This window comes from Sphingopyxis sp. sgz302558, from assembly GCF_057220455.1.
Map to the genome: position 1 here is coordinate 324,220 of NZ_JBXPUZ010000002.1, position 26,700 is coordinate 350,919.

A 26,700-nucleotide genomic window follows, 5' to 3' on the forward strand; every position below is an offset into this window, starting at 1 on the left:
GACAAATCAGGCGCGCAGGGCGCTTAGCGCCGCGCATGCATAGCTATCGTACTCACAATTGCGGCGCGCTGCGCGCTGCCGATGTCGGCGCATCCGTGCGGTTGTCCGGCTGGATCCATCGCAAGCGCGACCATGGCGGGCTGTTGTTCGTCGACCTGCGCGATCATTATGGCCTGACCCAGCTGGTGGTGAACAGCGGTTCGGCGGCATTCGACGCGCTCGACGGTGCGCGCGTGGAAAGCGTGGTGACGGTTGATGGCGAGGTGATCGCGCGCTCGGCGGCGACGGTGAATGCGGCGCTGCCGACCGGCGACATCGAAGTGCGCGCGAGCAGCGTTACCATCCGGTCGGCCGCGGCCGAGCTGCCATTGCCGGTGGCCGGTGAGCAGGAATATCCCGAAGAAATTCGCCTGCGTTACCGTTTCCTCGATCTGCGCCGCGAGACGCTGCACGCCAACATTGTGAAGCGCACCCAGATTATCCGCGAAACGCGTCGCCGGATGGAAGACATCGGCTTTACCGAATATTCGACGCCGATCCTGACCGCGAGCAGCCCCGAAGGCGCGCGCGATTTTCTGGTGCCCAGCCGCATCCATCAGGGCAAATTCTTCGCGCTGCCGCAGGCGCCGCAGCAGTATAAGCAATTGCTGATGGTGGCGGGCTTCGACCGCTATTTCCAGATCGCCCCGTGCTTCCGCGACGAAGACCCGCGCGCCGACCGGCTGCCCGGCGAATTTTACCAGCTCGATCTGGAAATGAGCTTCGTCACGCAGGAAGAAGTGTGGGAAACGATGGAGCCGGTGATGGCCGGCATCTTCGAAAGCTTTGCCGAGGGGCGCAAGGTGACGCCCGCAGGCGAATTTCCACGTATCCCCTATGCGCAAGCGATGCTCGATTACGGCACCGACAAGCCCGATCTGCGCAACCCACTGATCATCAAGGATGTGTCCGGGCATTTCCAGACCTCGGGCTTTGGCCTGTTCGAGCGCATCGTCGGCGATGGCGGTGTTGTTCGCGCCATTCCCGCGCCCGGTACGGCGGACAAGAGCCGCAAATTCTTTGACGAAATGAACGAGTGGGCGCGTGCCGAAGGCCATGCGGGTCTTGGTTATGTGACGCGCAAGGGCGGCGAATTTGGCGGTCCGATTGCCAAGAACCATGGCGAAGAAGGAATGTTGGCGCTCTATGCTGCGCTTGGCCTTGGCCCCGATGACGGCTGTTTCTTTGCGGCAGGCAAGGCCGATCAGGCGGCGAAGCTGGCTGGTGCCGCGCGCACCCGTGTCGCCGAACAGCTGGATCTGATCGAACAGGACGCCTTCCGCTTTTGCTGGATCATCGACTTCCCCTTCTATGAATGGGACGAGGATGAAAAGAAGCTCGATTTCGCGCACAACCCCTTCAGCATGCCGCAAGGTGGGCTAGAAGCGCTGACGACGCAGGATCCGCTCACGATCAAGGCGTTTCAGTACGACATGGTCTGTAACGGCTATGAGCTCGCCTCGGGTTCCATTCGGAACCATCACCCCGAATTGATGGTCAAGGCGTTTGAACTGACCGGGCTGAGCCAGGCCGATGTCGAGGAGCGCTTTGGCGGCATGTACCGCGCCTTCCAATATGGCGCGCCGCCGCACGGCGGCATGGCGGCCGGGGTCGACCGCATGGTGATGCTGCTGTGCGGCGTCCAGAATCTGCGCGAGATCACCCTGTTCCCGATGAACCAGCGCGCCGAAGACCTGCTCATGGGTGCGCCGTCGCCCGCGATGGCGAAACAGCTGAAGGAACTGGGGATTAGCGTGGTCGCGCCCGCCAAATAGCGATTGTGGAAAATGTGAAACTGTGTTACACAGTTTCACATGAAGAATGTCACCATCGCCCTTGACGATGAAACGCATCGCCGCGCCCGTATCAGGGCCGCGGAAATGGGGACGTCCTTGTCGGCGCTGGTGAAGGAATATCTGACCAGTCTGGGTGACGAGAAGTCGCTCGCCTATCCCGCTGCCGGAGTGCGTGACGTGCAAATGCCATTTCATCATGACGCGCCCGCGCCCTTGGCATCGGCCCCGATGGCTAAGGGGCCTGAAGGCCAGCCCTATTTTGTGGACGGCCAATGGGTGTGGACCAAGGACGGCAAACCGCGCAAGCCGGGCGCGCTAAAGGGCAAATTGTGGATGGCGGATGATTTCGACGCGTGGCCCGAGGATATCCTGAAATCGTTCGAAGCCTGGCCCTATGACGACCCGGACTATGACGCATTGCCTTTTTCCACGGACCAGTTGCCGCGCGAATGAGGCTACTCATAGACACGCATGTCCTGATCTGGTGGCAAAATGCCGACCGGCGGCTTAACGTTGGTGCGCGCAAACTGCTCGCCGATCCACGTGCAGATGTGGCGGTCAGCGTCGCTTCATTCTGGGAAATGTCAATCAAGTTCCGGCAGGGAAAGCTGCAGTCATCGGGTTCAGTTGCCTATCGTCGAGCGGTTGAAGAGCAATTCGGGATTGTAGAAATTGCCGCCGCGCACCTGATGGCGCTGGAGGCGTTACCCGAGCGGGCCAACCACAAAGATCCGTTTGACCGTCTGATCCTGGCGCAGGCGCAAATTGAGGGCAGGGCGCTGATGACGGGTGACCGGTCGATGCTGGGATATGGCGTGCCATGCATCGGGGTGGTGTAGGCGCTAAAGCGATGCCCGCCCCAGTTGAACATTTTCTTGCGGCCCCCCTCGGCGATCTGTGCTGGTTCGAGTGGGGGACAGCACAGCCAGCCCAACCCACTTACCTGCTCGTCCACGCCACCGGCTTTCATGCCCGCTGCTGGGACCAGGTGGTGGCCGCGTTGCCGGCGGGCGCCCATGTCGTCGCGCCCGACCTGCGTGGGCATGGGCGGAGTTATCGGCCGGATTCGCTGGACGATTGGGCGGCGACGGCGGATGATCTGATACCGCTGATTGACAGCTTGTCGCGGCCGCTTGTGGGGGTCGGCCACAGCATGGGCGGCGTGTGCGTGGTGCGCGCTGCGGCGCTGCGGCCCGATCGGTTCCGGCAGCTTTATCTGATCGACCCCGTGATCTTCGCGCCGGAATATTATGCCGCCGGTCATGCCGCACCGGGTGATCCCGACGATCATTTTGTCAGCCGCCGCCGTAACCATTGGGCCAGCGCCGAAGAAATGATCGCGCGCTTTGCCGAGCGCCATCCCTATAGCGGCTGGGACCCGGCGGTGCTGGCGGATTATTGCACCTATGGCTTGCTGCCGCGCCTGCAAGGCGATGGCTATCAGCTCGCCTGTCCGCCGCGGCTCGAGGCATCGGCCTATCTGGGCAATGCTGCGTTTGACCCGCACATGGCGGCCGCCGCGATCACCTGTCCCGTCACGGTCGTTCGCGCGCGCAATGCCGAGCGATCGGGGCAGCTGGATTTTTCGATCAGCCCGACCTGGCCGGGCACCGCCAGCGCCTTCCCGAACGGCACCGACTTGCATTGGAATGACCAGTCGCACTTCATTCCGATGGAGGTGCCGGGGCAAATTGCGTCCCTTATTGGCACGCAATTGCCCCCGGCTTAACCATTAACGCGCCTTGTTCGCGGCTGTGTGCGGCCTAATTTCGCACAATGGCCATCAATCTTGCCAATTTTGAAGCCGGCACCAAGCATAAGGGCGATTATGACGCCGACCTTGCGGCATTGCAGACGCGGCTGGAACGCGTGCAAGCGGCGCATATCGCGCATAACCAGCGTAGTGTGATCCTGTTCGAAGGCTGGGACGCGGCGGGCAAGGGTGGCATCATCAAAAAGCTGACCGCCGAGCTCGACGCGCGCTACTTCGACGTCTGGCCGATCAGTGCACCCAGCGATGAGGAAAAGGCCCGCCATTTCCTGTGGCGTTTCTGGACGCGGCTGCCGGGCACGCGCGAAATCGGGGTGTTCGACCGCAGCTGGTACGGCCGTGTGCTCGTCGAGCGCGTCGAGGGCTATGCCAGCGAGGCCGAATGGCGGCGCGGCTATGACGAAATCAACGAGTTCGAAGCGCAACTGGTTGGCAGCGGCACGCATCTGGTCAAGCTGTTCGTCCATGTGACGCAGGAAGAACAAGACAAACGCCTCGCTGATCGGCTCGACAATCCGTGGAAGCGCTGGAAAACCGGCCCTGACGATTATCGCAACCGGGCGAAGCGCACGGAGTATCTCGCGGCGCTTGCAGACATGTTCAAGTTCACCGACACGCGCTGGGCGCCGTGGAAAGTGGTCGACGGCAATAGCAAAAAGGCGGCGCGCATCGCCGCGCTGACGCACATCGCCGACACGCTGGAGGCCAAGGTGCCGATGACCGAGCCGCCGCTTGACCCTGAGTTCGCCAAAATGGCGAATGCAGCGCTGGGGCGGGGGTGAGAGAAAAACCGTAGCCCTGAGCTTGTCGAAGGGCGTGCCGCAGGACCAAGCAATGGTTCCTCCCCGGGCCGCGGGCTTCGACAAGCTCAGCCCTACGGTGCTAGGGTCAGGACCGTGATCTCTAGGCTCCTTCCATGAAAATGCGCCGCAAAGCCGACCTGCCGACCAAAGACTGCGCCGCCTGTGGCCGCCCGTTCACGTGGCGCAAGAAATGGGCGAAGGTGTGGGACGAGGTGCGTTACTGTTCCGACCGCTGCCGGTCAAAGCGCGGCTAGCCATGCGCGCGCGGGCGGGTTAAGGCTGGACGATGCCGCGCACCAAAAGATCCGATGATTGGGGATGGCCCCGCTGGCGCGGCTATGGCGCGGGCAGCGCAGCGCAGGCGGTAAAGCTGTGCGACCGCTATGGGTGCGACCAGCCCGCGAACCACCCCGCGCCCAAATCACCCAACAGCCCCGAACGCTGGTATTTCTGCGAAGCGCACGCCGCCGAATATAACCGCAGCTGGGATTATTTCGCAGGGCTATCCGCCGAAGACGCCGCGGCGCGCGCCGCCGAGGAGGCCGCCGGCGCGCGCAGCTATGCCCGCGCGCAGCATTATGCCTGGAGCGGCCCCGGTGACGGCAGCCGCAGCGCCGACGAAATGCGCGCGCTCGAGGTGTTCGACCTCGACCCCGACGCCGATTTTGAAACGGTCAAAAAGGCCTGGCGCGCGCTGGCGAAGGAAACGCACCCCGATGTGAAACCCGGCGACCCCGATGCGGCGAAACGCTTTCAGGCGGGGCAGGCGGCGTTCGAGGTGCTGCGCCAGGCCGAAGATCGGAAAAGCTGGAAGCCGGGGTAGGAGGTTGGCGGTTATGACCGCTGCCGACAACCTTGCAGACGTCCGAGACCTCCGGCAAGTTATCGCGGGGGAAAATGAACAATGGCGAATCTATGGGTCCGGGATCGCGCGACGCTCTTCTACATTGGGTTCGGTCTAGCCGGGCTTGGCGTAGTCGGCTTTGGTTTCGGCGTGACCTATGCGGCTCCAATGATTCGCAGAACCTTCTCTGCGCCATGGTATGTCCATAGCCACGGCGCATCCGCGCTTTCTTGGATTGTTTTAGTCATTGGACAGGCGCTGCTTGTGAGAAAGCAGCGGACGCCCGTCCACCGCCGAATTGGGCAAACAGCCCTGCCGCTTGCCGTAGTCGTCTGGGCTAGCGGCATTGCCACGGCAGTCTGGGCGGCAAAAAGGGACTTGGCTGTGATCAGCACTGCCGCGACTTCTGCTTTGTCAGGTACTGCGACCGGCCTCACTCTTTTTGTTCTCCTCGTGGCAGCAGCAATGGCTACCCGACGACGCGCTGACTGGCACAAGCGTCTCGTTATGCTAGCCACTATCCAGTTGCTGTGGCCGGCCTTCTTTCGCCTGCGCCATTGGTTTCCGGCGGTGCCCGACCCCGACATCTGGTTCGCCATAGTGCTGGCTTACTCTCCCATCCTGATCGCCGCCGGGCGTGACAGGTGGAGGTATGACGCAGTCCATCCTGTTTGGCTTCTAGTCGCACCCGCGTTGGTCTTCGAGCAGGTGCTTGAGGTCATGTTCTTCGATCAAGGCATTCAACGCGCGTTCGGCCAGTGGCTCTATACGTTCCTAGCTTAGTGAATTGCTTCGCCCCGGGTCCGCAATCCACCAAAAAGTGGCCGTTAGCCTAATTGTAAACACAGCCATCCAGCCCATCGCGCCGCACCTGCCCGATCCGCGCGGTGATGGTGTTGCCATAACGGCGGGTGAAGCCTGAGGGGCTGACGGCCTCGCGCTTTTTGGGCAGCGGCAGGATGGCGGCGATGCGGGCGGCTTCGCGCGGCGTCAGCTTGGCCGCACCTTTTTTGAAGTAACGCTGCGCCCCGGCTTCGACGCCATAGGTGCCGATGCCGGTTTCGGCGACGTTGAGGTAAACCTCCATAATCCGCCGCTTGCCCCAGATTTTCTCGGTCAGAAAAGTGAACCAGATTTCTGGCGGTTTGCGCAAATAGCGCGTCCAGCCGCTGCCCTGCCACAGGAAGGCGTTCTTCGCGGTCTGCTGGCTGATCGTCGAGCCGCCGCGCAGCCGTTTGCCTTTTTTGTTGCGTTCGATGGCTTGCTCGATGGCTTCGCGGTCAAATCCGTCATGGCTGCAGAACTTCCCGTCCTCCGCCGCGATGACCGCGCGCACCATGTTGCGGTCGATATTATTGAGGCTGGTCCAATCCTTGGTGATGCCATTGGGGTCGGCCAGCATGGTAAAGGTCACCGGCGGCGGCACGACGGCATAGAGCAGCACCCAGGCAATCGAGCCGAGGACGAAGTAAAGCAGCCAGCGCAGCAGGGTGAGGAACCAGCCGCCTCTTTTGCGGGCCTTTGCCGAGGGGGCTGGCGCTGGTTCGGGTTCGAATTCGGCGAGGCTGGCCATGGGGAGAGGATTAGCGGGTGCGGCGGAGAGGGCAAGGGGGCGTGCTGCCGCCAATCACCGTAGCCCTGAGCTTGTCGAAGGGCGTGGAGCAAAACGAAGCGACGGCGCGTGTCAGCGCCGCGTGCTTCGACAGGCTCAGCACTGCGGTGCTGTGGTTCGACCGCGCCTCACAAGCGCTTATCCCGCCAACGTGTCCGCAATAATCCGCCACACGCGCGGGTTGATGCCCAGGCCGAAATGTCCGCCGCCGACCTTCACCATGCGCGTTTGCGGATTGTAGATGTCCTGACTGCTGCCCGGACTGACCACGCCGTCGCGGTCGGTGTAAATGGCGGTGATGGGGCAGTTGAGGCCAATCAGGTTGCGTTCGTGCACCTGGCGTTCGAAATGGTCGAGGTCCAGCGATTGATCCTGCGCATAGCGGCGACCAAGGCTGGTATATTTCGGCCCGCCAATGACCGGCGTGCCCATGGTGATAATCTCGCGCGCCTTGTCCGGGACCAGCCGCGCTGCTTCGCGCGCGACCACGCCGCCCAGGCTCCAGCCGATCAGCGTGACGGGTGCGTCATAGCGCGCGACCAGCTGGTCCGCGATGGCGCGGGCATATTGGTCGACGCGGCCGCGGTTGCGGCCCAGGTCCCAATGCTGGGTGCTGTAACCGATAAAGGACAGGAAGCGGGCCAGCGGCTCCATCGACACTTCGCTCGCGCCATAGCCGGGGAGCAGCAGCACCGGGCGCCCGTCGCCCTTTGGCGCAAAGGCCAGCGACGGCAGATGCAAGGCAAAGCCCGCCATGTCGAGCGGCAGCAGCAGTTCGGCGAGCGTCGCAAGGCGGTCGGGCGGGGTCAGCCCGCTGGGCAGGGCGACGCTGCGTGCGGTCATGCGGTCAGCAGCCGGCGTTCGCCAGCAATACTGAGCATCGCCTTTTGCAGCTTTTCAAAAGCGCGCACCTCGATCTGGCGGACACGTTCGCGGCTGACGCCATATTCCTGGCTCAAATCCTCCAGCGTCTTGGGATCGTCGGTCAGGCGGCGCTCGGTCAAAATGTGGCGCTCGCGCTCATTCAGGCTTTCCAACGCCTCGTTGAGCAGGTCGTGGCGCAGGTTGCGTTCCTGCGCCTCGGCGACGCGTTCGTCCTGCAACGGGCCTTCGTCGTCGAGCAAATCCTGCCACTGGCTGTCGCCATCCTCGCCCATAGGGACGTTCAGCGAGGTGTCGCCACCCATCGCCATGCGACGGTTCATGCTGACGACGTCATCCTCGCTCACACCCAAATCGGTGGCGATTTTGGCGACATGTTCGGGGCTGAGATCGCCGTCCTCAAATGCTTCGAGGTTATTCTTCATCCGCCGCAGGTTGAAGAACAGCTTCTTCTGCGCCGCCGTGGTGCCCATTTTGACAAGGCTCCACGAGCGCAGGATGAATTCCTGGATCGAGGCGCGGATCCACCACATCGCATAGGTGGCGAGGCGGAAACCGCGGTCGGGGTCAAACTTCTTCACCCCCTGCATCAGACCGATATTGCCCTCGGAGATCAGCTCGCTGACCGGCAGGCCATAGCCGCGAAAGCCCATAGCGATTTTCGCAACCAGCCGCAAATGGCTGGTCACGAGCTGCGCCGCAGCTTCCGGGTCCTGATGTTCCTGATAGCGTTTGGCGAGCATATATTCCTGCTCGGCAGTCAGCAGCGGGAATTTGCGAATTTCCGCCAGATAGCGGTTCAGGCTGGCTTCGCCCGACAATGCGGGCATGGTCGCCGGTAGATTGCCATTGTTCGCCATATTCAAAACTTCCCTGAAGAGCCTGCATTTTGCGCCACGTGATGCCGGGCGTCGAGATAGATTTTCAATTGCAACCTAAACGCTTAATTCGGCCAAAAGTTCCTGCATATCTGCCGGAAGTTCGCTGTCGAGCGCGATGGCGTTACCTGTCACCGGGTGAATAAAGCCCAAATGCGCGGCATGCAATGCCTGGCGGTGAAAGCCCAGCCGCTGTGCCGCCGCTCCCACCGTCTTGCGCATCCGGCCATAGATGGGGTCGCCGACCAGCGGGTGACCGATGTGCGTCAAATGGACGCGTACCTGGTGCGTGCGCCCGGTTTCCAGCCGGCATTCGACCAAAGTCCCGTCGCGCAGCGCTTCCAGCGTGCGATAGTGGGTTATGGCGTGCTTGCCCTGTCCGGGCCCAACGACTTCCATTTTGAGCCGGTTTTTGGTCGACCGCGCGAGCGGTGCATCAATGCTACCAACCGGCGGCAGAATTCGACCAGCGACCACCGCCACATAACGGCGCGTGATGCTGTGGTCGGCAAATTGCTTGGCGAGCCCCGTGTGTGCCCGATCATGCTTTGCCGCCACGATCAGGCCGCTGGTGTCCTTGTCGATGCGGTGGACAATTCCCGGGCGGGCGACGCCGCCAATGCCCGACAACTGGCCCTTGCAATGGTGGAGCAGCGCGTTGACCAGCGTGCCATCGGCATTGCCCGCGGCTGGATGCACCACCATCCCCGCAGGTTTGTCGACCACGATCAGATGTTCGTCTTCAAACGCGATGACGAGGTCCAGATCCTGCGCGACATTGTGCGCCGGCAGCGCAGCAGGAACGCGCAGTGTCAGGGTATCGGGTCGGCCGGGCTTTGCCGCCGGGTCCCACAGAATTGTGCCACCGCTGGTGGTAACGCGCCCGCCCTTGATCAGCGTTTTGACCCGCTCGCGCGACAGCTGGGGCAAAGCGGCTGCCAGCGCCCGGTCGAGCCGATCGTCGGCCGCATCGGCGTCAATCGCCACGGTGATGATGTCGTCGTCCCCCATAACCATTACGTGGGACGAGCGGCGCGGCTTTCAAGGGCGGTTCGCGCTTGCCCCGCCGAATCGGCTCGCCTAGGGCGGGACGAGGGGAGACAGGGACCATCCATGACCATCGACCGCGTTGACTTTGCGAGCATCCTGGCCTCGCGCCTGTGCCACGATCTTTTGAGCCCGGTGGGCGCCTTTGCCAACGGCCTGGAATTGCTGGCCGACGAGAAGGACCCGGAGATGCGCGCGCGCTGTATCGAGTTGCTCGAACAGAGTGCAAAAACATCCACTAACAAACTGAAATTCTTTCGGCTGGCCTTTGGATCGGCGGGTGGTTTCGGCGATGAAGTGCCGCCCGATGAAGCGAAGTCGGCGATTGAAGGCATCATCGGCGACACGCGCCCCATCACGCTGAACTGGATGATCGATGATGCTCCTTTGCCGAAACCGGCGGTGAAAATTATCCTCAACCTTGCGCTGTTGTTGGTCGACGCGCTGGTGCGGGGCGGCCGGCTCGACATTGGCTGCGAGCGGCGCGAGGGCACAATCGAAATTGCGCTGCACGTCGAGGCAGAGCGGCTGTTCCTGGACAGCGATGTCGAACGAATACTGGCGCATGGTGCCGGCGATAATGACATGACATCGCGCACCGCGCCCGCCGTGCTGGTGCAGGCGGTTGCGGCCGCCAACCAAGGCCGCGTGATGCTGGCGCGCGAGACCCCGACCTCGTTGTTGGTGGGCGCCGTGATTTCCGGCTGACCAAAGGCCGCAGGGTAAACGCGTCCTTAACCAATCCGCGCCAAAACCCGGCTGTTAACGGGTCGCGGACAGGTGCAATGGACGAACTGCTTTCGGATTTTCTTGGCGAAACCGGAGAGATGCTAGCCGAAATTGCCGGCGCAATCGTGGCGTGGGAAGCAAACCCCGCCGATCAGGAGCGGCTCGACGCGATTTTTCGCTTTGTCCACACGGTCAAGGGCAGCTCCGGTTTCCTCACCCTGCCGCGCGTGACAGCCCTGGCCCACGCGGCCGAGGATGCACTCGACATGGTCCGGCGGGGTCAGCGCGCGGCCGACCGGCCGCTCGTGTCTGCGGTGCTTGCGATTATCGACCGGCTCACCGATTTGACCGAAACCATTGGCGCGGAGGGCAAGGAACCGGCAGGCCAGGACGACGATGTTATCGCCACGTTGCGCGCGGTCACCCGCAGCACCGCCGCCGTGCCTGCCCCCCAACCTGCCCTCGATGATGCTGCGCTGGACGAGGACGCGCTCAACCAGACGCTCGCCAGCTGGCGCTCGATCCGGGTGCCTTTGCCCTTGCTCGACAGCGTGATGACGGGTGTCACCGACATGGTGCTCGCCCGCAATGAATTCGCCCGGTTGCTGCGCGACAAGGTGCGCGACCAAAGCGTTGCAGCGGCGTTCGATCGCCTTTCGGAATCGGTTGCAACGATGCGCCAGTCGGTCAGCCAGATGCGCATGCAGCGCGTCGACCGCCTGTTCGCGCCGCTGCCCCGTATCGTGCGCGACATAGCCGGAGAACTGGGGAAGGAAGCCCAACTGGTCACCGCCGGCGGTGAGGTTGAGCTCGACCGCGAGATGATCGAGAATATCCGCGATCCGCTGACCCACATCATCCGCAACGCCATCGATCATGGGCTCGAAAATCCTGAGGCACGCGCGGCAGCGGGTAAGCCCAAGAGTGGCACCATCCGTATCAGCGCGCGCCAGTCGGGCAATCGCATTGACATCGCGGTGAGCGACGACGGGCGCGGCGTTGATCTCGAGCGCGTGGTGGCCAAGGCCGTTGCCGCGGGTGTACTGGGCGCAGCTGATGCCGCGCGAATGTCGGCTAAGGATCAACTTGCGCTGATCTTCACCCCTGGCCTGTCCACCGCTGCGAGCATCAGCTCGCTATCGGGGCGCGGGGTTGGCATGGATGTGGTCAAGGCCAACGTCGAACGCATTGGTGGCCTCGTCGAACTGGACAACCGCCCCGGCGAGGGGCTGACGATCACGCTGCGCGTGCCCATGACACTGACCATTATTTCCGGACTGCTTGTGTCCGCGGGGGGGCAGCAATTCGCCGTGCCACGCGGCGTCGTGCGCGAAATTTTGCTTGAAGACAATGAAGCGGTGCGAGTCGAACGGGTTGGCGGCGGCGAATATGCAACAGTGCGCGGCGAACGGTTGGCGCTGGTGCGCCTGGAAACGGCGCTTGGTCTGCCGGATGCGGACAGCAGCGATGACCGCGCGTTGATTCTGGTCCGGCTGGGGCAGGAGCGCTGCTTCGCGCTCAGCGTGGCGGCAGTGCACGACCATGAAGAACTGGTCATCAAGCCCGCGGCACCGGCGGTACTGGCGACCGGCCTTTATGCCGGGACCACTCTGCCCGACAGCGGGCGTCCCGTGCTGTTGCTCGACACCACGTCGCTGCCGCAGGTTCTGGGCATAGATATCGAGGCCAATGCCGAAGACGTGGCCGTCGCCGCGGCGGCTGCTGCCGACAAGGACGTCCAAAGTGGTGAACAGCTGCTGTTGTTCCGCGATGGCAGCGGCCTGACCCGAGCTGTACCGCTGGCCGTTATCGACCGGCTCGACGATGTGCCTGCCGATGCACTGTTTGCGGCGGCGGGCGGCATTCATGTCCGCATCGACGGCGCCATCTTACCGGTGTTTGCCGCCGAACCGCCCGCCACCGACGAGCGTGTGAAACTGCTGCGTATCGCCGATGGCGACTGCCTGGTCTGTTACCCGGTGTCCGCTGTGCTCGACATCGTCCGCCGTCCGCAAGCGGTGCGACCAGCGGCTACGCCGGGGCTGGTGCTTGGCACAATCCTGATCGGCGACGAACCGGTGGAACTGATCGATTGTTTCTGGCTGATGGGCCAGGTTGCGCGCGGCGATATTCAGGCTGCGCTCGCCAAGCCATTGTGCCGTGTACTCGGCGATGCCGACAGCTGGGCACGCAGCTTCCTTGCACCAATGCTGGAGCTTGCAGGATATCGCGTCGCGCATGGTCCTGCCGCCAAGGGCGATGAAGCTGGCGACATACTGCTGTGCTGTGACGATGCTACCGAAGTTGCCGATGCCGAGGTTCCCGTCGTGCGGCTGCGCTCGACCATCGCAGCTCAGCGCGCCGATGATGCCAGCATTTATCGCTATGATCGCCCCGCGCTGATGGTTGCGCTGGCGGCGGGTCAGCGGACCAAAAAGACAGGATAGGGGGCTAAGCGATGGAAAATCTCTATCTCATCGCACGCATTGCCGACACGCGCGTGGCGCTACGCTCGGCGGCAATCGAATCGGTGGTGCCTGTTGGCGAAACCATCGCGGTCCCCGGTGCGCCGCCGCATGTCGCCGGGCTGTTCGCGCTGCGCAGCCGCGTGTTGACGCTGATCGATCCGCATGTCGTGCTTGGTTTTGCGCCTACCAGCATTGCGCTCGGGCAGCGCGTCATCGTCATCGAGATTGGTGGCCATGGCTATGCCCTGCTCGCCGATCTGATTGAGGATGTATGCTTCATCGATGCCGGGGAACAACCGGCTAAGGGTCGCCTTGCCGCCAGCTGGGCGCGCTTGTCCGACACGGTGGTCGAACATGACGGCGCAACGCTGTTGGTGCTGGATCCTGCACGCCTTGTCACGCAGCCACTGGCGCGGGCTGCCTGAACCATGCGGTTAACCCGATTGCCAATGTTTGCGTCTATTCAAATGACAGGTTTTCCGAAGGTGTACTGGTGATGAAAAGCTGCCTGATCGTCGATGATAGCAAGGTCATTCGCAAAGTCGCGCGTCACATCCTTGAAAGCATGGACTTTTCGGTCGAAGAGGCATGCGATGGAGAAGTTGCGCTGACCCATTGCCGCGCGAATCGCCCCGACGTCATTCTGCTCGACTGGAACATGCCGGTGATGAGCGGGATGGAATTTCTACACGCCTTCAATGACCTCGATTTCGGTGATGCCGAACGCCCGCGCGTGGTATTCTGTACCACCGAAAACAGCATCGACCATATCCGCGCCGCCATCGAGGCAGGTGCCGACGAATATGTCATGAAGCCCTTTGACCGCGAAACGCTCGAAGGCAAATTGCAGCTTGTCGGCGTTGCTTAGAGCCTGCCCTGATGAACTGGAAACACCGTGATTGCGCTGGGAAGTGCGCCGACAAGGAGCAGCCCGCCGGGCGGGCAGGTTGCCCGTCCAAGGGACGCGACGCAGCTCGGCGTACTTCCCAGCGCAACCCCTTCGGGGCGGGTCAATTTTGGCCCGGTGCAGCGTTGCTCGTCAGTCACTATGCTACAGCATGGCTCCTTCCTCGCGCCTCGCACCGAGCCAAAATTGACTCCGTCACGGCGCTTCCAGTTCGTCAGGGCAGGCTCTGAGCGCTGTGTCCGCGCAGGCGAACCGACGCGCTGACCGCGCCCTGACCCCGCGCACTGCGGACCGGTCGATCCGCGTCATGCTGGTCGATGACAGCTTGGTCGTTCGCAGCGTGCTCGAACGGATTATCGACACGCAGCCGGGCATGGCTGTCTGCGCTTCGGTCGCTTCGGCGGCCGATGCCATTAATTGGCTGGCGGTCGACCGCGCCGATGTGATCATCCTCGACATTGAAATGCCGGGAATGAGCGGCATCACGGCCTTGCCGCACATTTTGGAGCAAGCGGCGCACGCGCGTGTGCTGATCCTGTCGTCGAACTGCGAAGAGGGCGGCCCGGCAGCCATCGAGGCGCTGGCGCGCGGTGCCAGCGACACGCTCGCCAAGCCTGGCAGGGGGAGCTTTGCCGGGCAGTTTACCGAGATATTGATCCAGCGGGTGCGTTCGCTGGCCGCTGCGCCGGTGGCGCTGCCGTCCACACTGGCCGCCGAGGCGCGGCTGGACCCGGCTGCGCTGGCTCCCACACCCGAAGGGCCGGTTGCCTGCATTGCGGTCGCCGCTTCAACGGGTGGTATTCCGGCCTTTGCCAGCTTCCTCAACAATCTCGACGCGCGCATTGCAGCGCCGATTTTGCTGACCCAGCATTTGCCCGACGCCTTCATCCCATATTATGCGCAGCAGATTGCGACGGCGAGCAAGCGCACAGTGCATGTTGCGCGCCCGGGCATGCGCTTGCAGCCGCGGGTTGTGTATCTGGCGCCTGGCGATGCCCATTTGTCGCTGGTCCGGGTGGGGCGGCATGTCGAAGTGCTGCTGGAATATCACCCTGTGGCCAATGGTTGTTGCCCGTCCGCCGACCCGATGTTTGCCGCGGTGGCAGAGGTCTTTGGCGCTCAGGGTGTCGGCATCGTGCTCAGCGGCATGGGCCGCGACGGAGCAGAAGGTGCCGCCGAATTGCACGGTGCTGGCGGTATGATTTTGGCCCAGGCTCCAGAAAGCTGCGTCGTATGGGGTATGCCCGGTGCAGTCGCCAACGGCGGGTGCGCAAATGCAGTGCTAAACCCCGATGCGATGGCGGTGCTGCTTAGCCGGAATGCGCCCGCGCTGCGGGCCGCGTCATGAGCAGCGGGACCGATTCCGCTTACCGCATATTGATGGGCCTGCTCGAGGCGCGCACCGGCCAGACGCTGTCACCGGGGCGCATCTGGCGCATCGAAATGTCGCTGAAGCCGGTGCTGCAACAGCATAAATTGGACGATATGGACCAACTGGTCGCGGCGCTGGTTAACGGCACTGACCGGACCTTGCTCGACGATGTCATCGACGCCATGCTCAACAACGAGACCTTTTTCTTTCGCGAACATTTGCTGTTCGATGATATTGCAACACAGGCATTGGAAGAACTGCGTCGCATCAACGCAGCGACGCGTCAGCTGACCATCTGGCATTGCGGCGTATCGACAGGGCAAGAGGCCTATTCGTTGGCGATGCAACTGGCCGAGGACGGCGACCGCTGGGTGGGCTGGCAGATTGAGATTGTGGGCACCGATGTGAGCCGCCGCGCTATCGCCCGAGCCAAAACGGGGATGTACTCGCAATTTGAAATCCAGCGCGGATTGCCGGTGCAGCGCATGGTGCGCTGGTTCGACCAGACCGACACTGGCTGGCTCGCCAAGGCCGACTTGCGCCGCCGCATCGAATTTTCGGTGCAAAATTTGCTGATTGACCGGCCGCCGCTATCGCGCCCAGCCGATCTGATATTCTGCCGCAATGTCCTTCTCTATTTTTCGCCGCAGACGCGGCACAAGGCGTTCATTCGGCTGCGCAGCTTTGCGGGTCGCGATGCCTTTCTGGTGCTCGGCGCGGGCGAAACGGTGCTCGGACAAACCGACCAGTTTGTCGCCAGCCGACGCATCCGGGGCCTGTATGAACCCGCCGACGCCGCCGTGCAGCTTGCCGCGCGCCGCGCGTGACGCCCCCCTCTTGCAAAGCGCTCTGTGCTGACGCAAGCACGCAGGCATGAGCGAGATCATCGACCGCTGGTCCCCCAATTTCGACGAGCGCACCATGCCGGTGTCGATCATCGTGCTCCACTATACCGGAATGGAAACGGGCGAGGCGGCGATCGACTGGCTCGCCAATCCCGCGTCGAAAGTGTCTTCGCATTATGTCGTCGCCGAGGATGGCCAGATCGTCCGCATGGTGCCAGAGGATAAACGCGCCTGGCACGCCGGCCGCTCGCACTGGCGCGGGATGAGCGATTTGAATTCGGCCAGCATCGGCATCGAAATTGTCAATCCGGGGCATGAATTTGGCTATCGCCCCTTTCCCGACCCGCAGGTCGCGTCGGTCGTGCGCCTCGTTCATGAAATCAAGGACCGCTACCAGATCAGCCGCGGCAATGTTGTCGGCCATTCGGACATTGCCCCGACGCGCAAGCAGGATCCGGGCGAGTTATTCCCCTGGCACGAACTGGCCCGCCGCCGCCTCGCGCTGCCGCGTCCGACCAAAAAGCTGACCGACCCGATGTGGACAGACGCGGGCTTTCTGCTGGCGCTCGAACGCTTTGGCTATGATGTCACTGATGGTTTTGCCGCGACGGTGGCGTTCCAGCGGCGCTTCCGCCCCGAGCTGATCGACGGGACGATCGACGGCGAATGCCGGGCGATATTGCTGGCGCTGCTACTCCCGCAACCCGAGGGTGACTGACCCCCCCACCTTGTGCTAATTGCATGTCAGGTCAGGGGATCGGGCGATCGCCGCTGTGTGGGCGACCATGCGGGGGAGGAAAGTCCGGGCTCCACGGAAACCACGGTGCCGGGTAACGCCCGGCGGCTCGGCGCAAGCCGGGTCAGGGACAGTGCCACAGAGAAAATGTCGCCGCGGCCTTGGCCAGGCGAAAGGTGAAAAGGTGCGGTAAGAGCGCACCGCGCGGCGGGCAACCGGCGCGGCATGGCAAACCCCACCGGGAGCAAGGTCGAATAGGGATGGCACGGGTTTCGGCCCAGGACCCGGTTCCGGTCCCGCCGTCCGGGTTGACTGCTCGAGCGCGCGGGGTGACCCGCCGCCTAGATGAATGATCGCCCAGGTCCCGCAAGGGGCTGGACAGAACCCGGCTTACAGATCCCCTGACCCTTCGGCATCTGGATAGCTGATCGCCGTCACTTCCCATTCCTTCGCGCCGCCAGGCAGCTGCACCGTGCGTAGATCGCCCACCGCAGCCCCGCGCAGCGCGCGCGCCAGCGGGCTGGTCCAACCAATCCGGCCCGCACCCGCGTTTGCTTCGTCATTGCCCACCAGCGTCACGGTGCGGCGCGCGTCATCTTCGTCTGCGAGTTCAACCGTCGCGCCGAACCAGACGCGGCTCTGGTCGGGCTGTTGTGCCGGATCGACGACGCGCGACGCCTTCATGCGCCGCGCCAGAAACGCCAGCCTCCGGTCGATCTCGCGCAATTTCTTGCGGCCATAAATGTAATCGCCATTCTCGCTGCGGTCGCCATTGCCCGCTGCCCAGCTGATGGTTTCGACCAGCGTGGGGCGTTCGTTGCCAAGCAGTGCGTCATATTCGGCGCGCAGCGCGGCGTAACCCGCCGGGGTAATGGGATCAGTGCGGTCGGCAGCGCTCACCCTGGCGTGCGTTTGCCGAGGTAGAAGGACAAGGGGGCGGCGGGCAAGGTCCGCCCCGGCTGCGGGTGCAGCAAGTCATAAACGACCGCATTTTCCAGCACACGCTGAACATAATTGCGTGTTTCGAAAATCGGGATGTCCTCAACCCACTCGACCATGTCGATGGCGCCGTCGCGCGGGTCGCCGTTGGCGCGCAGCCATTTGTTCACATTGCCCGGCCCGGCATTATAGGCCGCCACCGCGAGCGGATAGCTGCCGCGATAGTAGCTTAGCATCTGCTGAAAATAGGTCGAACCCAGTTGCATGTTGTAACTGGTATCGCCGGTCAGCCCCGCGATGTCATAAGGCAGGCCCAGCTTGCCCGCGACCTCGCGCGCGGTGCCGGGCATCAATTGCATCAGCCCGCGCGCACCGGCATGGCTGACCGCCTGCTTGTCGAACTGGCTTTCCTGCCGCGCGATGGCGTGGATGAAAGTCCAATTATTCTGGTGGCCGTCGGGCACGGCGACAGTGGGAAAGCCCGCGACCGCAACCGCGTCGATGCCATTGGCCTGCGCGCTGCGCCCAATCATGACGCCCAGGTCGATGCGGCCAATCTGGCTGGCAAGCTCGCCCGCCAGCGCATGGTCGGCGGGGGTGGAGGCGCGCATGCTGATGGCGCGCAAAAACTGCGACTGGTCGCGCCACGCGCCCATTTCCCCCAGCACACGCGCTGCGCGCACCAGCCGGTCATCCATGAACGCGGTGCGCTCGGCGGCCGTGATGCTAACAGGTGGAGTGTCGGCGGGGCGGCTGATGGTTTGGCCCAACCGTTCGCGTGCGAGCTGGCCGTAAAACTGATCGTAATGCGGTGCCGCGGCCGCCAGCTGCCGCTGCGCCTCTGCGCGGTCACCCGCAGCCTCTGCGGCGCGCCCCGCCCAGTAAAAGCCTTTGGTGCGCGTCTGCGCCGAGCGGGCGGCATCGGCATAGGCGGCATAAAGTGGCACTGCCTCGCGCGACCGACCCAATTTCTCATGCGCGGTATGCGCGGCCAGCCAAGCCAGGCTGGTAAAATCATCACGCACGCCCAGCGGCAGTTCGCGGATAACCGTCCCGGCGGGGAATGCGTCGCCAATCTGGCGCGCGATGGCGAAGGCCGTCTGATGGTCGCCGCTGCTCGCCGCGCCGCGCGCATTGGTCAGCAGCGTTTCAACCCATTCCTCAGCATCAAGCGGCGGCGCATCCAACTGGCGAGGCAGCGACAGTAAGGCGCGTGCGTCACCGACGCGGCCCGACGTACGCAGCCAGGTCGCCTTGTCGGTAATCCAGCCCGCATCGCGTCGGACAAGGTCGGGCCGCGCTGCTTCGACCGCGCTGGCCTGCAACGCCGCGTCGGTCGCGCCGCTGCGCATGGCGAGACGGGCGCTGAAATAGGCGCGCCGCTCGGACGATGTGAACAATAACTGCCGCGTCGCCGCGCGCGTCGCACCGCTCCACAGCAAGCGGTCCATGCGTGCGTCGTGGTCTGCCGTGGTGAGCGCCCCGGGGAACAGCGCGATCACCCGCGCCTCCTCCATTTCGTCAAGCACCCCGCCCGTCCACGCCTTGCGCAACGCGTCACGCGCCGCATCGCGCTGTCCGCTGGCGTTTAGCGCCAGCGCGTGCCGCAAATGGCCACTGGCGGTACGCGGCGGGTTGGCCGCGAAATAGGCCAGCGTCATGCCGGGGTTAAAGCCGTCGATGGCCAGCGCCTTTTCGGCGCGCGCGCGCATCTGGTCGGCCCCGGGCCAGCCGGGATTGTTTGCCAGGAAACGCGCGAGCCGGTCAAAGGAGCTGTTGGCCTCGCTGTTCAGTGCGCGCCATTCGAGCACCGCTTCGGCGACGCTGTTGCGCACTGGCGGGGCGACGACGCCTTGCGCCAGCCCCATTTGCGCGCGGTACCAGGCACGTTGTTCGGGGCTGAGCTCGTTGGCCGATGCGCCGCTGGAAAGGAGCAGGGCCGTGACGAGCGCCAACCGCGAGAGGTTTGTCGCCGTCTTCATAATGCCCTGCATAACCCCTTACGCCTTGCCCAGTGGTGAATGGCGCGCCTATGAGGCGCAACTTCAGCCGGTTTGTGGAGTCCGGTGCGCCGCTTGTAAAGGGATCAAGCATGTTTTCGGGGTCCATTCCTGCTTTGGTGACGCCATTTCGCGGTGGAGCGTTCGATGCGGACGCGTTCCGACGACTGGTTGACTGGCAGATTGCCGAAGGATCGAGCGCGCTGGTGCCGTGCGGCACGACGGGCGAAAGTGCGACACTGGGCTTTGACGAACATTATCAGGTGATCGATGCCTGCATCGCCGCTGCCGATGGGCGTGTGCCCGTAATTGCGGGGTGCGGATCGAACGATACCGCCACCGCGCTGCGCCACATGAAATTTGCCAAGGAAGCCGGAGCAACGGCGGCATTGATTGTCGCTCCCTATTACAACCGGCCGAGCCAGGACGGCATCATCGCGCATTATCATGCGCTGGCCGACGCCAGCGACCTGCCGATGGTGGTTTACAACGTGCCGGGACGCACCGTGACCGACATCATGCCCCAAACCATGGCAAAGCTCGCTGAAATTCCATCGGTGGTGGCGATCAAAGATGCCAGCGGCGATCTGGCGCGCGTCACGCAGTTGCGCGCGGCGGCGGGGGCGGATTTTTGCCAGCTGTCGGGCAATGACGATTTGTGGCTGTCGCACGCGGTAATGGGCGGTGTTGGCTGTATTTCAGTGACCGCCAATGTCGCACCGCGTCACTGTGCGGCCTTTGCGTCGGCTTGCGCAGGCGGCGACTGGTCTGCTGCCCGTACGCTCCACGATTTGTTGTTCGACCTGCACAAGGCCATGTTCGCCGACGCCAGCCCGGCACCCGCCAAATATGCGCTGTCGCGCCTCTACGGCTGGTTCGACCCCGAAGCCCGGTTGCCGATCATTGCGGCAAATGCACCGGCGCGCGCGGCGGTCGATTTGGCGCTGGCCAAAGCAGGACTTATATAGGCCGCTTCCATGTCGCGTCCGCAGTCCGCCCCCGCCTTTGACAAGAAAAAGGTCGTCGCCGAAAACCGGCGCGCGCGCTTTGACTATGCCATTGACGAAGTGTTCGAAGCAGGCATCGCCCTGCAAGGGACCGAGGTCAAAGCGCTCCGTTCGGGCGAGGGCACGATTGCCGAAAGCTATGCCGAGGTGGCCGAGGATCAAGTGTGGTTGGTCAATGCCAATATTCCTGAATTCAGCCACGGCAACCGCTTCAACCATGAACCCAAGCGGCCGCGCAAATTGCTGTTGTCGCGGCGCGAGATCAACAAACTGCACGGCGCCGTCGCGCGGCAGGGAATGACGCTGGTGCCGCTGTCGATCTATTTCAACGGACGCGGGCGGGCAAAGGTTGAACTGGCGTTGGCCAAGGGCAAGAAGGACCATGACAAGCGCGAGGCGATCAAGGAGCGCGACTGGAAGCGCGATAAGCAACGCCTGCTGCGGGATCGCGGCTGATGCCGCGCAGCAAAACCGCGCTGATGGACTGGATCCGCCGCCATTCGCCGCGCCGCGAAGAGCTGCTCGAAAGCCGCTGGATCAAACCCTTCGCGCATCGGGTCGCGCACAGCCACTTGTGGCGCTTCACCCGCACCTCGGTGCCGCGCGGGGTGGCGCTCGGGCTGTTCGTCGGCATCTTCCTGCTAATCCCGGGAGTGCAGATATTGGGTGTGGCGCTGCTGGCTTTGCCGGTCCGCTCCAATATTCCCATCGGCGCGGCGATGACCTTCTTGTCGAATCCGGCGACGACGCCCCTCATTCTGGCGGCATCGGTTGGGGTCGGCAATTGGGCGTTCGGGCTAAAGGCGGACTATACCACCTTCAAGGCGCTGTGGGCCAATCACGCCAGCGCGCGCGAGTGGCTTGCCTGGTTCCTATCGGACACCGCGCCTGCGCTGTTTGCGGGACTGTTTATCATCTCGGCCATCAGCGCGCTGATCGGCTATGTGCTGGCTTCGATCGCATGGGACAATTGGATCCGCCTGCGCTGGCGCCGCAAGTTGCGCCGTTCGCGCGCCGACAAACCGTCATAATCGTTCGACCAGCGCCTTTGCAGGGGGTTGGTGCCATCCTGTAGCCTGCCAGTAGGGGCGGATTTGGTCCGCCGGGCAACCAGGGGATCATCATGACCAATTTTTCGCGCCGCCATGCGGCCTTGCTCACCGCGACTGCCGCTGTGCTGCTCGCAGGCTGTGCCGCCAGCCCGGCACCCGAGGCGCCAGCCGCCGCTGCGGCTCCAGCTGCTAAGCCGCAGCTAGGCACATTTGGGTTCGACGCGGCCGGAATGGATACGGCCGTGGCGCCCGGCGATGATTTTTATGCTTTTGCCAACGGCACTTGGGCGCGCACCACGGCCATCCCGGCCGACCGGTCAAACTATGGCATGTTCACTGCGCTCGACGACATGTCAAAGGAACGCACGCGCCTGATCCTGGAAGAAGCAAAGAATGACCCCTCGAGCAAAATCGGGCGCGCCTATGCCGCCTATTTGGATGAGGCAGCGGTCGAGGCGCGCGGGCTGGCTCCGATCCAGCCGTGGCTGAACAAGATCAGGGCGACCGACAAGGCCGGCATGCCGGCGTTGATGGCTGAGGCCGACCGCAATGGCGTGGGTCATCTGTTCGGCGGCTTTGTGGGGCAGGACGACAAAAATCCCGACGTCTATATCTATACGATGTTCCAGGGCGGCATCGGCATGCCCGACCGCGACTATTATTTGAAGGACAGCGATCGCTTCAAAACGCTGCGCTCCGCTTATGTGCAGCATGTCGAAAACATTCTGACGCTGGCAGGCGAGCGCGACGTCAAGCCGCGCGCCGCCGCGCTCTATGCGCTCGAGGCGAAGATCGCTGAGGTTCATTGGGACAAGAATGACAGCAGCGATGCCACCAAGGTTTATAACAAGATGACGCTGGCCCAGCTCGCCAAGGCCGCGCCAGGCTTTGACTTTGCCGCGTTGGTGCGCGGTGTCGGGGTGAACGAGGATAGTCTGCTGGTATCGCAGCCGAGCGCCTTTACGGGCATTGCCAAAATTTATGCCGATGCGCCGGTCGGCGTGCTGCGCGATCTGTTATTGGTTCGCTCGCTTGACAGCTTTTCCGGATTTTTGCCCGATGCGGTCGCCAAGGAGAGCTTTTCCTTTTACGGCACCGCCTTGTCGGGCACGCCCGAACTACAGGTGCGCTGGAAGCGCGCGGTTGACTTTACCACCGCCAATCTGGGCGAAGCGGTCGGGCAGGATTATGTCGCCAAATATTTTCCGCCCGAAACCAAGGCAGCGATGGATGGCCTCGTTAAAAATGTGCTCGCCGCCATGGGCCGCCGCATCGACAATCTGGCATGGATGCAGCCCGCTACCAAAGTGAAGGCGCGGCAGAAGCTGGCCAATTTCACCACCAAAATCGGGTATCCCGACCGCTGGAAGGACTATAGCGCGCTCGAAATGCGTGCCGATGATCTGTTCGGCAACGCCCTGCGCGCGCGACAATTCGCCCATGACGACAATATCAGCCGTCTGGGCGGGCCGATCCGCCGCTGGGAGTGGGGCATGACGCCGATGACCGTCAACGCCTACGCCAATTTCAGCATGAACGAGATTGTCTTTCCCGCGGCCATTCTCCAGCCACCTTTCTTTGATGTGAACGCCGACCCAGCCATCAACTATGGTGGCATCGGTGCGGTGATTGGCCACGAAATCAGCCATCATTTTGACGATCAGGGCGCCAAATATGACGAAAACGGCCGGCTGGCAGATTGGTGGACTCCCGCCGACGTCGCTGCCTTTGAAAAAGCGGGCGAACAGCTGATTGCGCAATATTCAGCCTATGAAGCGCTGCCGGGCGAGTTTCTGGACGGCAAATTGACGCTGGGCGAGAATATCGGCGACCTTGCCGGTCTGTCGGTGGCCTATGACGCTTACAAAGCCTCGCTGGGCGGCAAGCCTGCCCCGGTGATCGACGGCATGACCGGGGACCAGCGTTTCTTCCTGGGCTGGGCACAGGTGTGGCGACGCAATTATCGCGAGCCTGCTTTGTCGCGGCAAATCACCAATGGTCCGCATTCCCCCTCGATCCAGCGCGCATGGGTGATGCGCAACCTTGACGCATGGTATGATGCCTATCAGGTAAAGCCTGGACAGAAACTCTATCTCGCCCCCGACGCGCGCGTGCGCATCTGGTAGGGGGCTGCTGCCAGAAAGACCAGTTTTGACCGCCCTCGTCCCCCCGAAACTGCTGAACCGGATTGCGGGCGAGGGGGATAGGCCGACGCTGGGCGCAATGCCCATCAATCCGCGGCCATGGGAATGGTTGGTGCTGGTCTCCGCCGGGCTGGGCTCCGCCGGGCTGCTGTTGTGGATCAGCCGCAGCGCGGCGCTGGCCGCCGGATTTCTGGCGGGCCTTTGTCTGCTTGCAGCAGCGGCCATCCTGCTGCGCCGCTTGCTTCCCGGGGCGGTCAGCGAGGTCGCGACGCCCCCCGACTGGACGATGCTGCGACAGGCGATTGACCATGACGATGTCGCCATTGCGGTCACCGATCGTGCTGGTCGGCTGATTTGCGCCAATGATCTTTATGCCAGCTGGTTTGGCGGATTTGTGACCCCGCCGAGCTTGCCCGTGGAACCCGCTGCGGTCGAGGCGCTGAAAGTTGCCGGGCGCGCGGCATGGCGTGACGGCAGCGGTCTGGCCGCCGATCTGCGCGTCGGGGCGCTACGCTTTGATACCGATATCCGGCGCGCCGGGCGCTGCGATGATTATCTGGTGTGGCGCTTTTCCGCTATCCGCAGCGTCGATCTGGCCGCCGAGGCGGCGCGGATGATTGATGGGCCGGCTGGTCTGGCACTGGGCCATGCCGGGCTGATGGTCGCGCTGGTGGGCGCCGATGGGCGGGTGCGCGCCGCCAACACCGCCTTTGCGCTCCGTGCGCTCGGCGGCAATGTGGCAGCAGGAATGGCGGGCCGGGATGTCGCGCGGTTGCTGCGTGTGGATGATGCGGGCACGATTTTTTTTGAGGCAGAGGCAGAACGCGCGACGCCGGTTCGGCTGGTCCAAATCCCCGTCGCCGCCGCCGACCCCGCCTCACCAGTTCTGCTGTTATTGCTGGATGAAGAAGGTGGGCGCGCGGTCGAGCGCGGGACCGCCCAGGGCTATATCGAAACAATGCTCTCGCTGTTGCCGGTCGGGCTGGGGATGGTCGACCGCGACGGGCGGTTCCTGTTCGTCAATCGCGCTTTTTGCCGGGCCGCGGGGATGCCGCAAGGCAAGGTGCCACGCTTCCCAGGCGACATTGTGGTGACCGAAGACAAAGGGCCGCTGGCCGACATGATCCGCCGGCACAGCGTCGGGCAGGCCGCGGGCGGTGACATGTCGGTGCGGCTTGCCGCGCAGCCGGACGAGCCGGTGTCGCTGCGTATCGCCGGCGTGCGCGGGCTGGGAGAGGCGGCGGTGCTGCTGAGCCTGAAGGACAGCAGCGAGGAATCAAAGCTGAAGCGTCAGGTGGCACAGGCCACCAAGATGCAAGCCGTCGGACAGCTTGCGGGCGGTGTCGCGCACGATTTCAACAACATATTGACCGCAATTCTTGGCGCATGTGATTTGATGCTGATGCGGCATACGCCAGGGGACGGCGATTACGACGACATTCAGCAGATCCGCAACAACGCCAACCGCGCCGCTAGTCTGACGCGGCAGTTGCTGGCGTTCTCGCGTCAGCAAACGCTGCGCCCGCAAATCCTGCAGCTGCCCGATGTGATTTCGGAAGTGTCGCACCTGCTGAAGCGATTAATCGGTGACACCATCACGCTGGCGGTGCGCCATGGGCGCGGGCTGGGTGCCGTGCGCGCCGACCCCGGCCAGCTGGAGCAGGTTATCGTCAACCTGGCCGTTAACGCGCGCGATGCGATGCCGGAAGGCGGCACGCTGACGATCGAGACATTTCCCGTCACTACTGCCGAAGTCCGCGCGATGGGCAACGACCTGATGCCCCCTGCCGATTATAGCGCGCTGCGGGTGTCGGACACCGGATCGGGAATTCCCGCCGACGTGCTGCCCAAGATTTTTGAACCCTTTTTTACAACCAAGGAAGCGGGGAAGGGGACCGGACTGGGATTGTCGACCGTTTACGGCATCATCAAACAGTCGGCGGGCTATATTTTTGCCGACACCGAGGCAGGGAAGGGGACCAGCTTTTCCATCTACCTTCCTGTTCACCGCGACGCCAGCGGCAAGGACAAGCCGCAGCCCGCGATCCCGCAAAAGCGCAAGCGCGAAGAATGGGGCACCGGCACGATATTGCTCGTTGAGGATGAGGATATGGTGCGCGCGGTCGCCGAACGCGCGCTGACGCGCGCCGGATATCAGGTCATCACCGCGACGCAGGGCGAAGAAGGGCTCGAACGCTATGCCGCGCATGACCTTATCGACATTGTCGTCACCGACGTGATGATGCCGACGATGGACGGCCCCACCATGGTGCGGCAGCTGCGCGCCGAACGGCCGTTGCTGCCAGTGCTGTTCATGTCGGGCTATGCCGAGGGGCAGCTGCGCCAATCGATTGGCATTGCCGATGTGGATTTTCTCCCCAAACCTTTTTCCGTGCTGCAGTTGACCGACGCCGTGGCCGATGCGCTGGCGCGGGCGCGGGGAGCGCTCGCCGATGGGTGAGGGCGGGACAATATTGCTGGTCGAAGATGACGCGATGATCGCGTTGCTGGTCGCGGACCAGTGCGAGGCCTTGGGTTATGCCGAACCGGTGCATGTCGACAATATCGTCGCGGCGCTTGATGCTGTTGCCGCGGGCGGCGTGGCTGCGGCGCTGGTCGATGTGCATTTGGGCGACGATGCCTGTTGGCCGGTGGCTGATGCACTGGCGGCGGCGGCAATTCCCTTTGCGTTGATGACCGGCGGGGGAAGCTCGGTACCGCACGCCCATGCCGGTTGCCCGGTGCTGGTCAAACCCTTTCGCATCGCGCAGCTCGATTCGATGCTGAAATTGCTTCTTGCGCCCAATCGCGCGTGAAGTTTGGCTGAAA

26 protein-coding genes, 1 other RNA gene and 1 pseudogene are annotated in these 26,700 nt (G+C 63.4%); 22 read left to right on the plus strand and 6 right to left on the minus strand.

Annotated features, from left to right (window positions below; genetic code table 11):
- Window positions 1-35: 35 nt before the first annotated feature.
- The 8 genes from aspS to AC2TC0_RS06935 all read left to right on the plus strand — a co-directional run bounded on the left by aspS (window position 36) and on the right by AC2TC0_RS06935 (window position 6,036).
- On the plus strand, window positions 36-1,814 hold the full coding sequence (gene aspS, locus AC2TC0_RS06900; protein WP_484716778.1) for an aspartate--tRNA ligase: 1,779 nt from the start codon (window positions 36-38) through the stop codon (window positions 1,812-1,814).
- Between the two features lie 39 nt (window positions 1,815-1,853).
- On the plus strand, window positions 1,854-2,288 hold the full coding sequence (locus tag AC2TC0_RS06905; RefSeq protein ID WP_484716779.1) for a hypothetical protein: 435 nt from the start codon (window positions 1,854-1,856) through the stop codon (window positions 2,286-2,288).
- A complete protein-coding gene (locus tag AC2TC0_RS06910) occupies window positions 2,285-2,674 on the plus strand; it encodes a type II toxin-antitoxin system VapC family toxin (protein WP_484716780.1) in 390 nt (129 codons plus the stop codon). The genes AC2TC0_RS06905 and AC2TC0_RS06910 overlap by 4 nt, the downstream gene beginning before the upstream one ends.
- Before the next feature lie 11 nt (window positions 2,675-2,685).
- Window positions 2,686-3,564: an alpha/beta fold hydrolase gene (locus tag AC2TC0_RS06915; RefSeq protein WP_484716781.1), complete on the plus strand. Its 879-nt coding sequence runs from the start codon at window positions 2,686-2,688 to the stop codon at window positions 3,562-3,564.
- A 47-nt stretch (window positions 3,565-3,611) separates the two neighbouring features.
- The gene (locus tag AC2TC0_RS06920) at window positions 3,612-4,388 is read left to right on the plus strand and encodes a polyphosphate kinase 2 family protein (protein WP_484716782.1); all 777 of its coding nucleotides are present in this window, start codon (window positions 3,612-3,614) and stop codon (window positions 4,386-4,388) included.
- 134 nt (window positions 4,389-4,522) lie between these two features.
- Window positions 4,523-4,663 carry a DUF2256 domain-containing protein gene (locus AC2TC0_RS06925; protein ID WP_484716783.1) on the plus strand — a complete coding sequence of 47 codons (141 nt, stop codon included), beginning with the start codon at window positions 4,523-4,525 and terminating at the stop codon, window positions 4,661-4,663.
- Between the two features lie 32 nt (window positions 4,664-4,695).
- Window positions 4,696-5,232, plus strand: a complete 537-nt coding sequence (locus tag AC2TC0_RS06930) for a J domain-containing protein (RefSeq protein WP_484716784.1) — start codon at window positions 4,696-4,698, stop codon at window positions 5,230-5,232.
- An 81-nt stretch (window positions 5,233-5,313) separates the two neighbouring features.
- Entirely contained in the window at window positions 5,314-6,036 is a 723-nt protein-coding gene (locus AC2TC0_RS06935; RefSeq protein ID WP_484716785.1) for a hypothetical protein, read from the plus strand.
- Window positions 6,037-6,085: 49 nt separating this feature from the next.
- On the opposite strand, the gene mtgA is transcribed toward AC2TC0_RS06935, so the two are convergent.
- The 4 genes from mtgA to AC2TC0_RS06955 all read right to left on the minus strand — a co-directional run bounded on the left by mtgA (window position 6,086) and on the right by AC2TC0_RS06955 (window position 9,636).
- Window positions 6,086-6,826, minus strand: a complete 741-nt coding sequence (mtgA, locus tag AC2TC0_RS06940) for a monofunctional biosynthetic peptidoglycan transglycosylase (RefSeq protein ID WP_484716786.1) — start codon at window positions 6,824-6,826, stop codon at window positions 6,086-6,088.
- Window positions 6,827-7,003: 177 nt separating this feature from the next.
- The gene (locus tag AC2TC0_RS06945) at window positions 7,004-7,708 is read right to left on the minus strand and encodes an esterase/lipase family protein (RefSeq protein ID WP_484716787.1); all 705 of its coding nucleotides are present in this window, start codon (window positions 7,706-7,708) and stop codon (window positions 7,004-7,006) included.
- Entirely contained in the window at window positions 7,705-8,607 is a 903-nt protein-coding gene (rpoH, locus tag AC2TC0_RS06950; protein WP_484716788.1) for an RNA polymerase sigma factor RpoH, read from the minus strand. The genes AC2TC0_RS06945 and rpoH overlap by 4 nt, the downstream gene beginning before the upstream one ends.
- A 75-nt stretch (window positions 8,608-8,682) precedes the next feature.
- Window positions 8,683-9,636: an RluA family pseudouridine synthase gene (locus AC2TC0_RS06955; protein ID WP_484716789.1), complete on the minus strand. Its 954-nt coding sequence runs from the start codon at window positions 9,634-9,636 to the stop codon at window positions 8,683-8,685.
- A gap of 102 nt (window positions 9,637-9,738) precedes the next feature.
- Between AC2TC0_RS06955 and AC2TC0_RS06960 the strand changes: the two genes are divergently transcribed.
- The 8 genes from AC2TC0_RS06960 (at window position 9,739) to rnpB (ending at window position 17,138) form a co-directional block, all read left to right on the plus strand.
- A complete protein-coding gene (locus tag AC2TC0_RS06960) occupies window positions 9,739-10,380 on the plus strand; it encodes a histidine phosphotransferase family protein (RefSeq protein WP_484716790.1) in 642 nt (213 codons plus the stop codon).
- A gap of 77 nt (window positions 10,381-10,457) precedes the next feature.
- Window positions 10,458-12,848 carry a chemotaxis protein CheA gene (locus tag AC2TC0_RS06965; RefSeq protein WP_484716791.1) on the plus strand — a complete coding sequence of 797 codons (2,391 nt, stop codon included), beginning with the start codon at window positions 10,458-10,460 and terminating at the stop codon, window positions 12,846-12,848.
- 11 nt (window positions 12,849-12,859) lie between these two features.
- Entirely contained in the window at window positions 12,860-13,294 is a 435-nt protein-coding gene (locus AC2TC0_RS06970; protein ID WP_484716792.1) for a chemotaxis protein CheW, read from the plus strand.
- Window positions 13,295-13,365: 71 nt separating this feature from the next.
- Window positions 13,366-13,737, plus strand: a complete 372-nt coding sequence (locus AC2TC0_RS06975; protein ID WP_484716793.1) for a response regulator — start codon at window positions 13,366-13,368, stop codon at window positions 13,735-13,737.
- Window positions 13,738-14,011: 274 nt separating this feature from the next.
- Complete coding sequence (gene cheB / locus AC2TC0_RS06980; RefSeq protein WP_484716794.1) at window positions 14,012-15,124, plus strand: chemotaxis-specific protein-glutamate methyltransferase CheB; 1,113 nt, start codon at window positions 14,012-14,014, stop codon at window positions 15,122-15,124.
- Window positions 15,121-15,975 carry a CheR family methyltransferase gene (locus tag AC2TC0_RS06985; RefSeq protein WP_484716795.1) on the plus strand — a complete coding sequence of 285 codons (855 nt, stop codon included), beginning with the start codon at window positions 15,121-15,123 and terminating at the stop codon, window positions 15,973-15,975. The genes cheB and AC2TC0_RS06985 overlap by 4 nt, the downstream gene beginning before the upstream one ends.
- Window positions 15,976-16,021: 46 nt before the next feature.
- A complete protein-coding gene (locus tag AC2TC0_RS06990; RefSeq protein ID WP_484716796.1) occupies window positions 16,022-16,711 on the plus strand; it encodes an N-acetylmuramoyl-L-alanine amidase in 690 nt (229 codons plus the stop codon).
- Window positions 16,712-16,742: 31 nt separating this feature from the next.
- Window positions 16,743-17,138, plus strand: an RNA gene (gene rnpB / locus AC2TC0_RS06995) — RNase P RNA component class A.
- An 8-nt stretch (window positions 17,139-17,146) separates the two neighbouring features.
- Here rnpB and greB read toward each other — a convergent pair.
- Together greB and AC2TC0_RS07005 are read right to left on the minus strand one after the other, a co-directional pair.
- Window positions 17,147-17,629 (minus strand): annotated as a pseudogene (gene greB / locus AC2TC0_RS07000) (transcription elongation factor GreB); the annotation flags it as partial.
- Window positions 17,626-19,650: a lytic transglycosylase domain-containing protein gene (locus AC2TC0_RS07005; RefSeq protein WP_484716797.1), complete on the minus strand. Its 2,025-nt coding sequence runs from the start codon at window positions 19,648-19,650 to the stop codon at window positions 17,626-17,628. The gene AC2TC0_RS07005 and the pseudogene greB, both read right to left, overlap by 4 nt.
- Before the next feature lie 110 nt (window positions 19,651-19,760).
- Between AC2TC0_RS07005 and dapA the strand changes: the two genes are divergently transcribed.
- The 6 genes from dapA (at window position 19,761) to AC2TC0_RS07035 (ending at window position 26,687) form a co-directional block, all read left to right on the plus strand.
- Window positions 19,761-20,636, plus strand: a complete 876-nt coding sequence (gene dapA, locus AC2TC0_RS07010) for a 4-hydroxy-tetrahydrodipicolinate synthase (RefSeq protein ID WP_484716798.1) — start codon at window positions 19,761-19,763, stop codon at window positions 20,634-20,636.
- A gap of 9 nt (window positions 20,637-20,645) precedes the next feature.
- Window positions 20,646-21,131: an SsrA-binding protein SmpB gene (gene smpB / locus AC2TC0_RS07015; protein ID WP_484716799.1), complete on the plus strand. Its 486-nt coding sequence runs from the start codon at window positions 20,646-20,648 to the stop codon at window positions 21,129-21,131.
- The gene (locus AC2TC0_RS07020; protein WP_484716800.1) at window positions 21,131-21,706 is read left to right on the plus strand and encodes a DUF2062 domain-containing protein; all 576 of its coding nucleotides are present in this window, start codon (window positions 21,131-21,133) and stop codon (window positions 21,704-21,706) included. Before smpB ends, AC2TC0_RS07020 begins: the two co-directional genes overlap by 1 nt.
- A gap of 92 nt (window positions 21,707-21,798) precedes the next feature.
- Window positions 21,799-23,853, plus strand: a complete 2,055-nt coding sequence (locus tag AC2TC0_RS07025; protein WP_484716801.1) for a M13 family metallopeptidase — start codon at window positions 21,799-21,801, stop codon at window positions 23,851-23,853.
- 97 nt (window positions 23,854-23,950) lie between these two features.
- On the plus strand, window positions 23,951-26,332 hold the full coding sequence (locus AC2TC0_RS07030) for a hybrid sensor histidine kinase/response regulator (RefSeq protein WP_484716802.1): 2,382 nt from the start codon (window positions 23,951-23,953) through the stop codon (window positions 26,330-26,332).
- Window positions 26,325-26,687: a response regulator gene (locus AC2TC0_RS07035; protein WP_484716803.1), complete on the plus strand. Its 363-nt coding sequence runs from the start codon at window positions 26,325-26,327 to the stop codon at window positions 26,685-26,687. The genes AC2TC0_RS07030 and AC2TC0_RS07035 overlap by 8 nt, the downstream gene beginning before the upstream one ends.
- Window positions 26,688-26,700 lie beyond the last annotated feature (13 nt).

Excerpts from the sequence above, each read along its gene's own strand:
- AC2TC0_RS06960 (WP_484716790.1), top strand. The coding sequence starts at position 9,739 with ATGACCATCGACCGCGTTGACTTTGCGAGCATCCTGGCCTCGCGCCTG.
- AC2TC0_RS06945 (WP_484716787.1), bottom strand. The coding sequence starts at position 7,708 with ATGACCGCACGCAGCGTCGCCCTGCCCAGCGGGCTGACCCCGCCCGAC.
- AC2TC0_RS07020 (WP_484716800.1), top strand. The coding sequence starts at position 21,131 with ATGCCGCGCAGCAAAACCGCGCTGATGGACTGGATCCGCCGCCATTCG.
- AC2TC0_RS06975 (WP_484716793.1), top strand. The coding sequence starts at position 13,366 with ATGAAAAGCTGCCTGATCGTCGATGATAGCAAGGTCATTCGCAAAGTC.
- AC2TC0_RS06990 (WP_484716796.1), top strand. The coding sequence starts at position 16,022 with ATGAGCGAGATCATCGACCGCTGGTCCCCCAATTTCGACGAGCGCACC.
- rpoH (WP_484716788.1), bottom strand. The coding sequence starts at position 8,607 with ATGGCGAACAATGGCAATCTACCGGCGACCATGCCCGCATTGTCGGGC.
- AC2TC0_RS07030 (WP_484716802.1), top strand. The coding sequence starts at position 23,951 with ATGCCCATCAATCCGCGGCCATGGGAATGGTTGGTGCTGGTCTCCGCC.
- AC2TC0_RS06930 (WP_484716784.1), top strand. The coding sequence starts at position 4,696 with ATGCCGCGCACCAAAAGATCCGATGATTGGGGATGGCCCCGCTGGCGC.
- AC2TC0_RS06955 (WP_484716789.1), bottom strand. The coding sequence starts at position 9,636 with ATGGGGGACGACGACATCATCACCGTGGCGATTGACGCCGATGCGGCC.
- AC2TC0_RS06935 (WP_484716785.1), top strand. The coding sequence starts at position 5,314 with ATGGCGAATCTATGGGTCCGGGATCGCGCGACGCTCTTCTACATTGGG.
- smpB (WP_484716799.1), top strand. The coding sequence starts at position 20,646 with ATGTCGCGTCCGCAGTCCGCCCCCGCCTTTGACAAGAAAAAGGTCGTC.
- AC2TC0_RS06910 (WP_484716780.1), top strand. The coding sequence starts at position 2,285 with ATGAGGCTACTCATAGACACGCATGTCCTGATCTGGTGGCAAAATGCC.
- AC2TC0_RS07005 (WP_484716797.1), bottom strand. The coding sequence starts at position 19,650 with ATGAAGACGGCGACAAACCTCTCGCGGTTGGCGCTCGTCACGGCCCTG.
- AC2TC0_RS06985 (WP_484716795.1), top strand. The coding sequence starts at position 15,121 with ATGAGCAGCGGGACCGATTCCGCTTACCGCATATTGATGGGCCTGCTC.
- dapA (WP_484716798.1), top strand. The coding sequence starts at position 19,761 with ATGTTTTCGGGGTCCATTCCTGCTTTGGTGACGCCATTTCGCGGTGGA.
- aspS (WP_484716778.1), top strand. The coding sequence starts at position 36 with ATGCATAGCTATCGTACTCACAATTGCGGCGCGCTGCGCGCTGCCGAT.
- AC2TC0_RS06915 (WP_484716781.1), top strand. The coding sequence starts at position 2,686 with ATGCCCGCCCCAGTTGAACATTTTCTTGCGGCCCCCCTCGGCGATCTG.
- AC2TC0_RS06970 (WP_484716792.1), top strand. The coding sequence starts at position 12,860 with ATGGAAAATCTCTATCTCATCGCACGCATTGCCGACACGCGCGTGGCG.
- AC2TC0_RS06925 (WP_484716783.1), top strand. The coding sequence starts at position 4,523 with ATGAAAATGCGCCGCAAAGCCGACCTGCCGACCAAAGACTGCGCCGCC.
- AC2TC0_RS07035 (WP_484716803.1), top strand. The coding sequence starts at position 26,325 with ATGGGTGAGGGCGGGACAATATTGCTGGTCGAAGATGACGCGATGATC.
- AC2TC0_RS06965 (WP_484716791.1), top strand. The coding sequence starts at position 10,458 with ATGGACGAACTGCTTTCGGATTTTCTTGGCGAAACCGGAGAGATGCTA.
- mtgA (WP_484716786.1), bottom strand. The coding sequence starts at position 6,826 with ATGGCCAGCCTCGCCGAATTCGAACCCGAACCAGCGCCAGCCCCCTCG.
- AC2TC0_RS06905 (WP_484716779.1), top strand. The coding sequence starts at position 1,854 with ATGAAGAATGTCACCATCGCCCTTGACGATGAAACGCATCGCCGCGCC.
- AC2TC0_RS07025 (WP_484716801.1), top strand. The coding sequence starts at position 21,799 with ATGACCAATTTTTCGCGCCGCCATGCGGCCTTGCTCACCGCGACTGCC.
- AC2TC0_RS06920 (WP_484716782.1), top strand. The coding sequence starts at position 3,612 with ATGGCCATCAATCTTGCCAATTTTGAAGCCGGCACCAAGCATAAGGGC.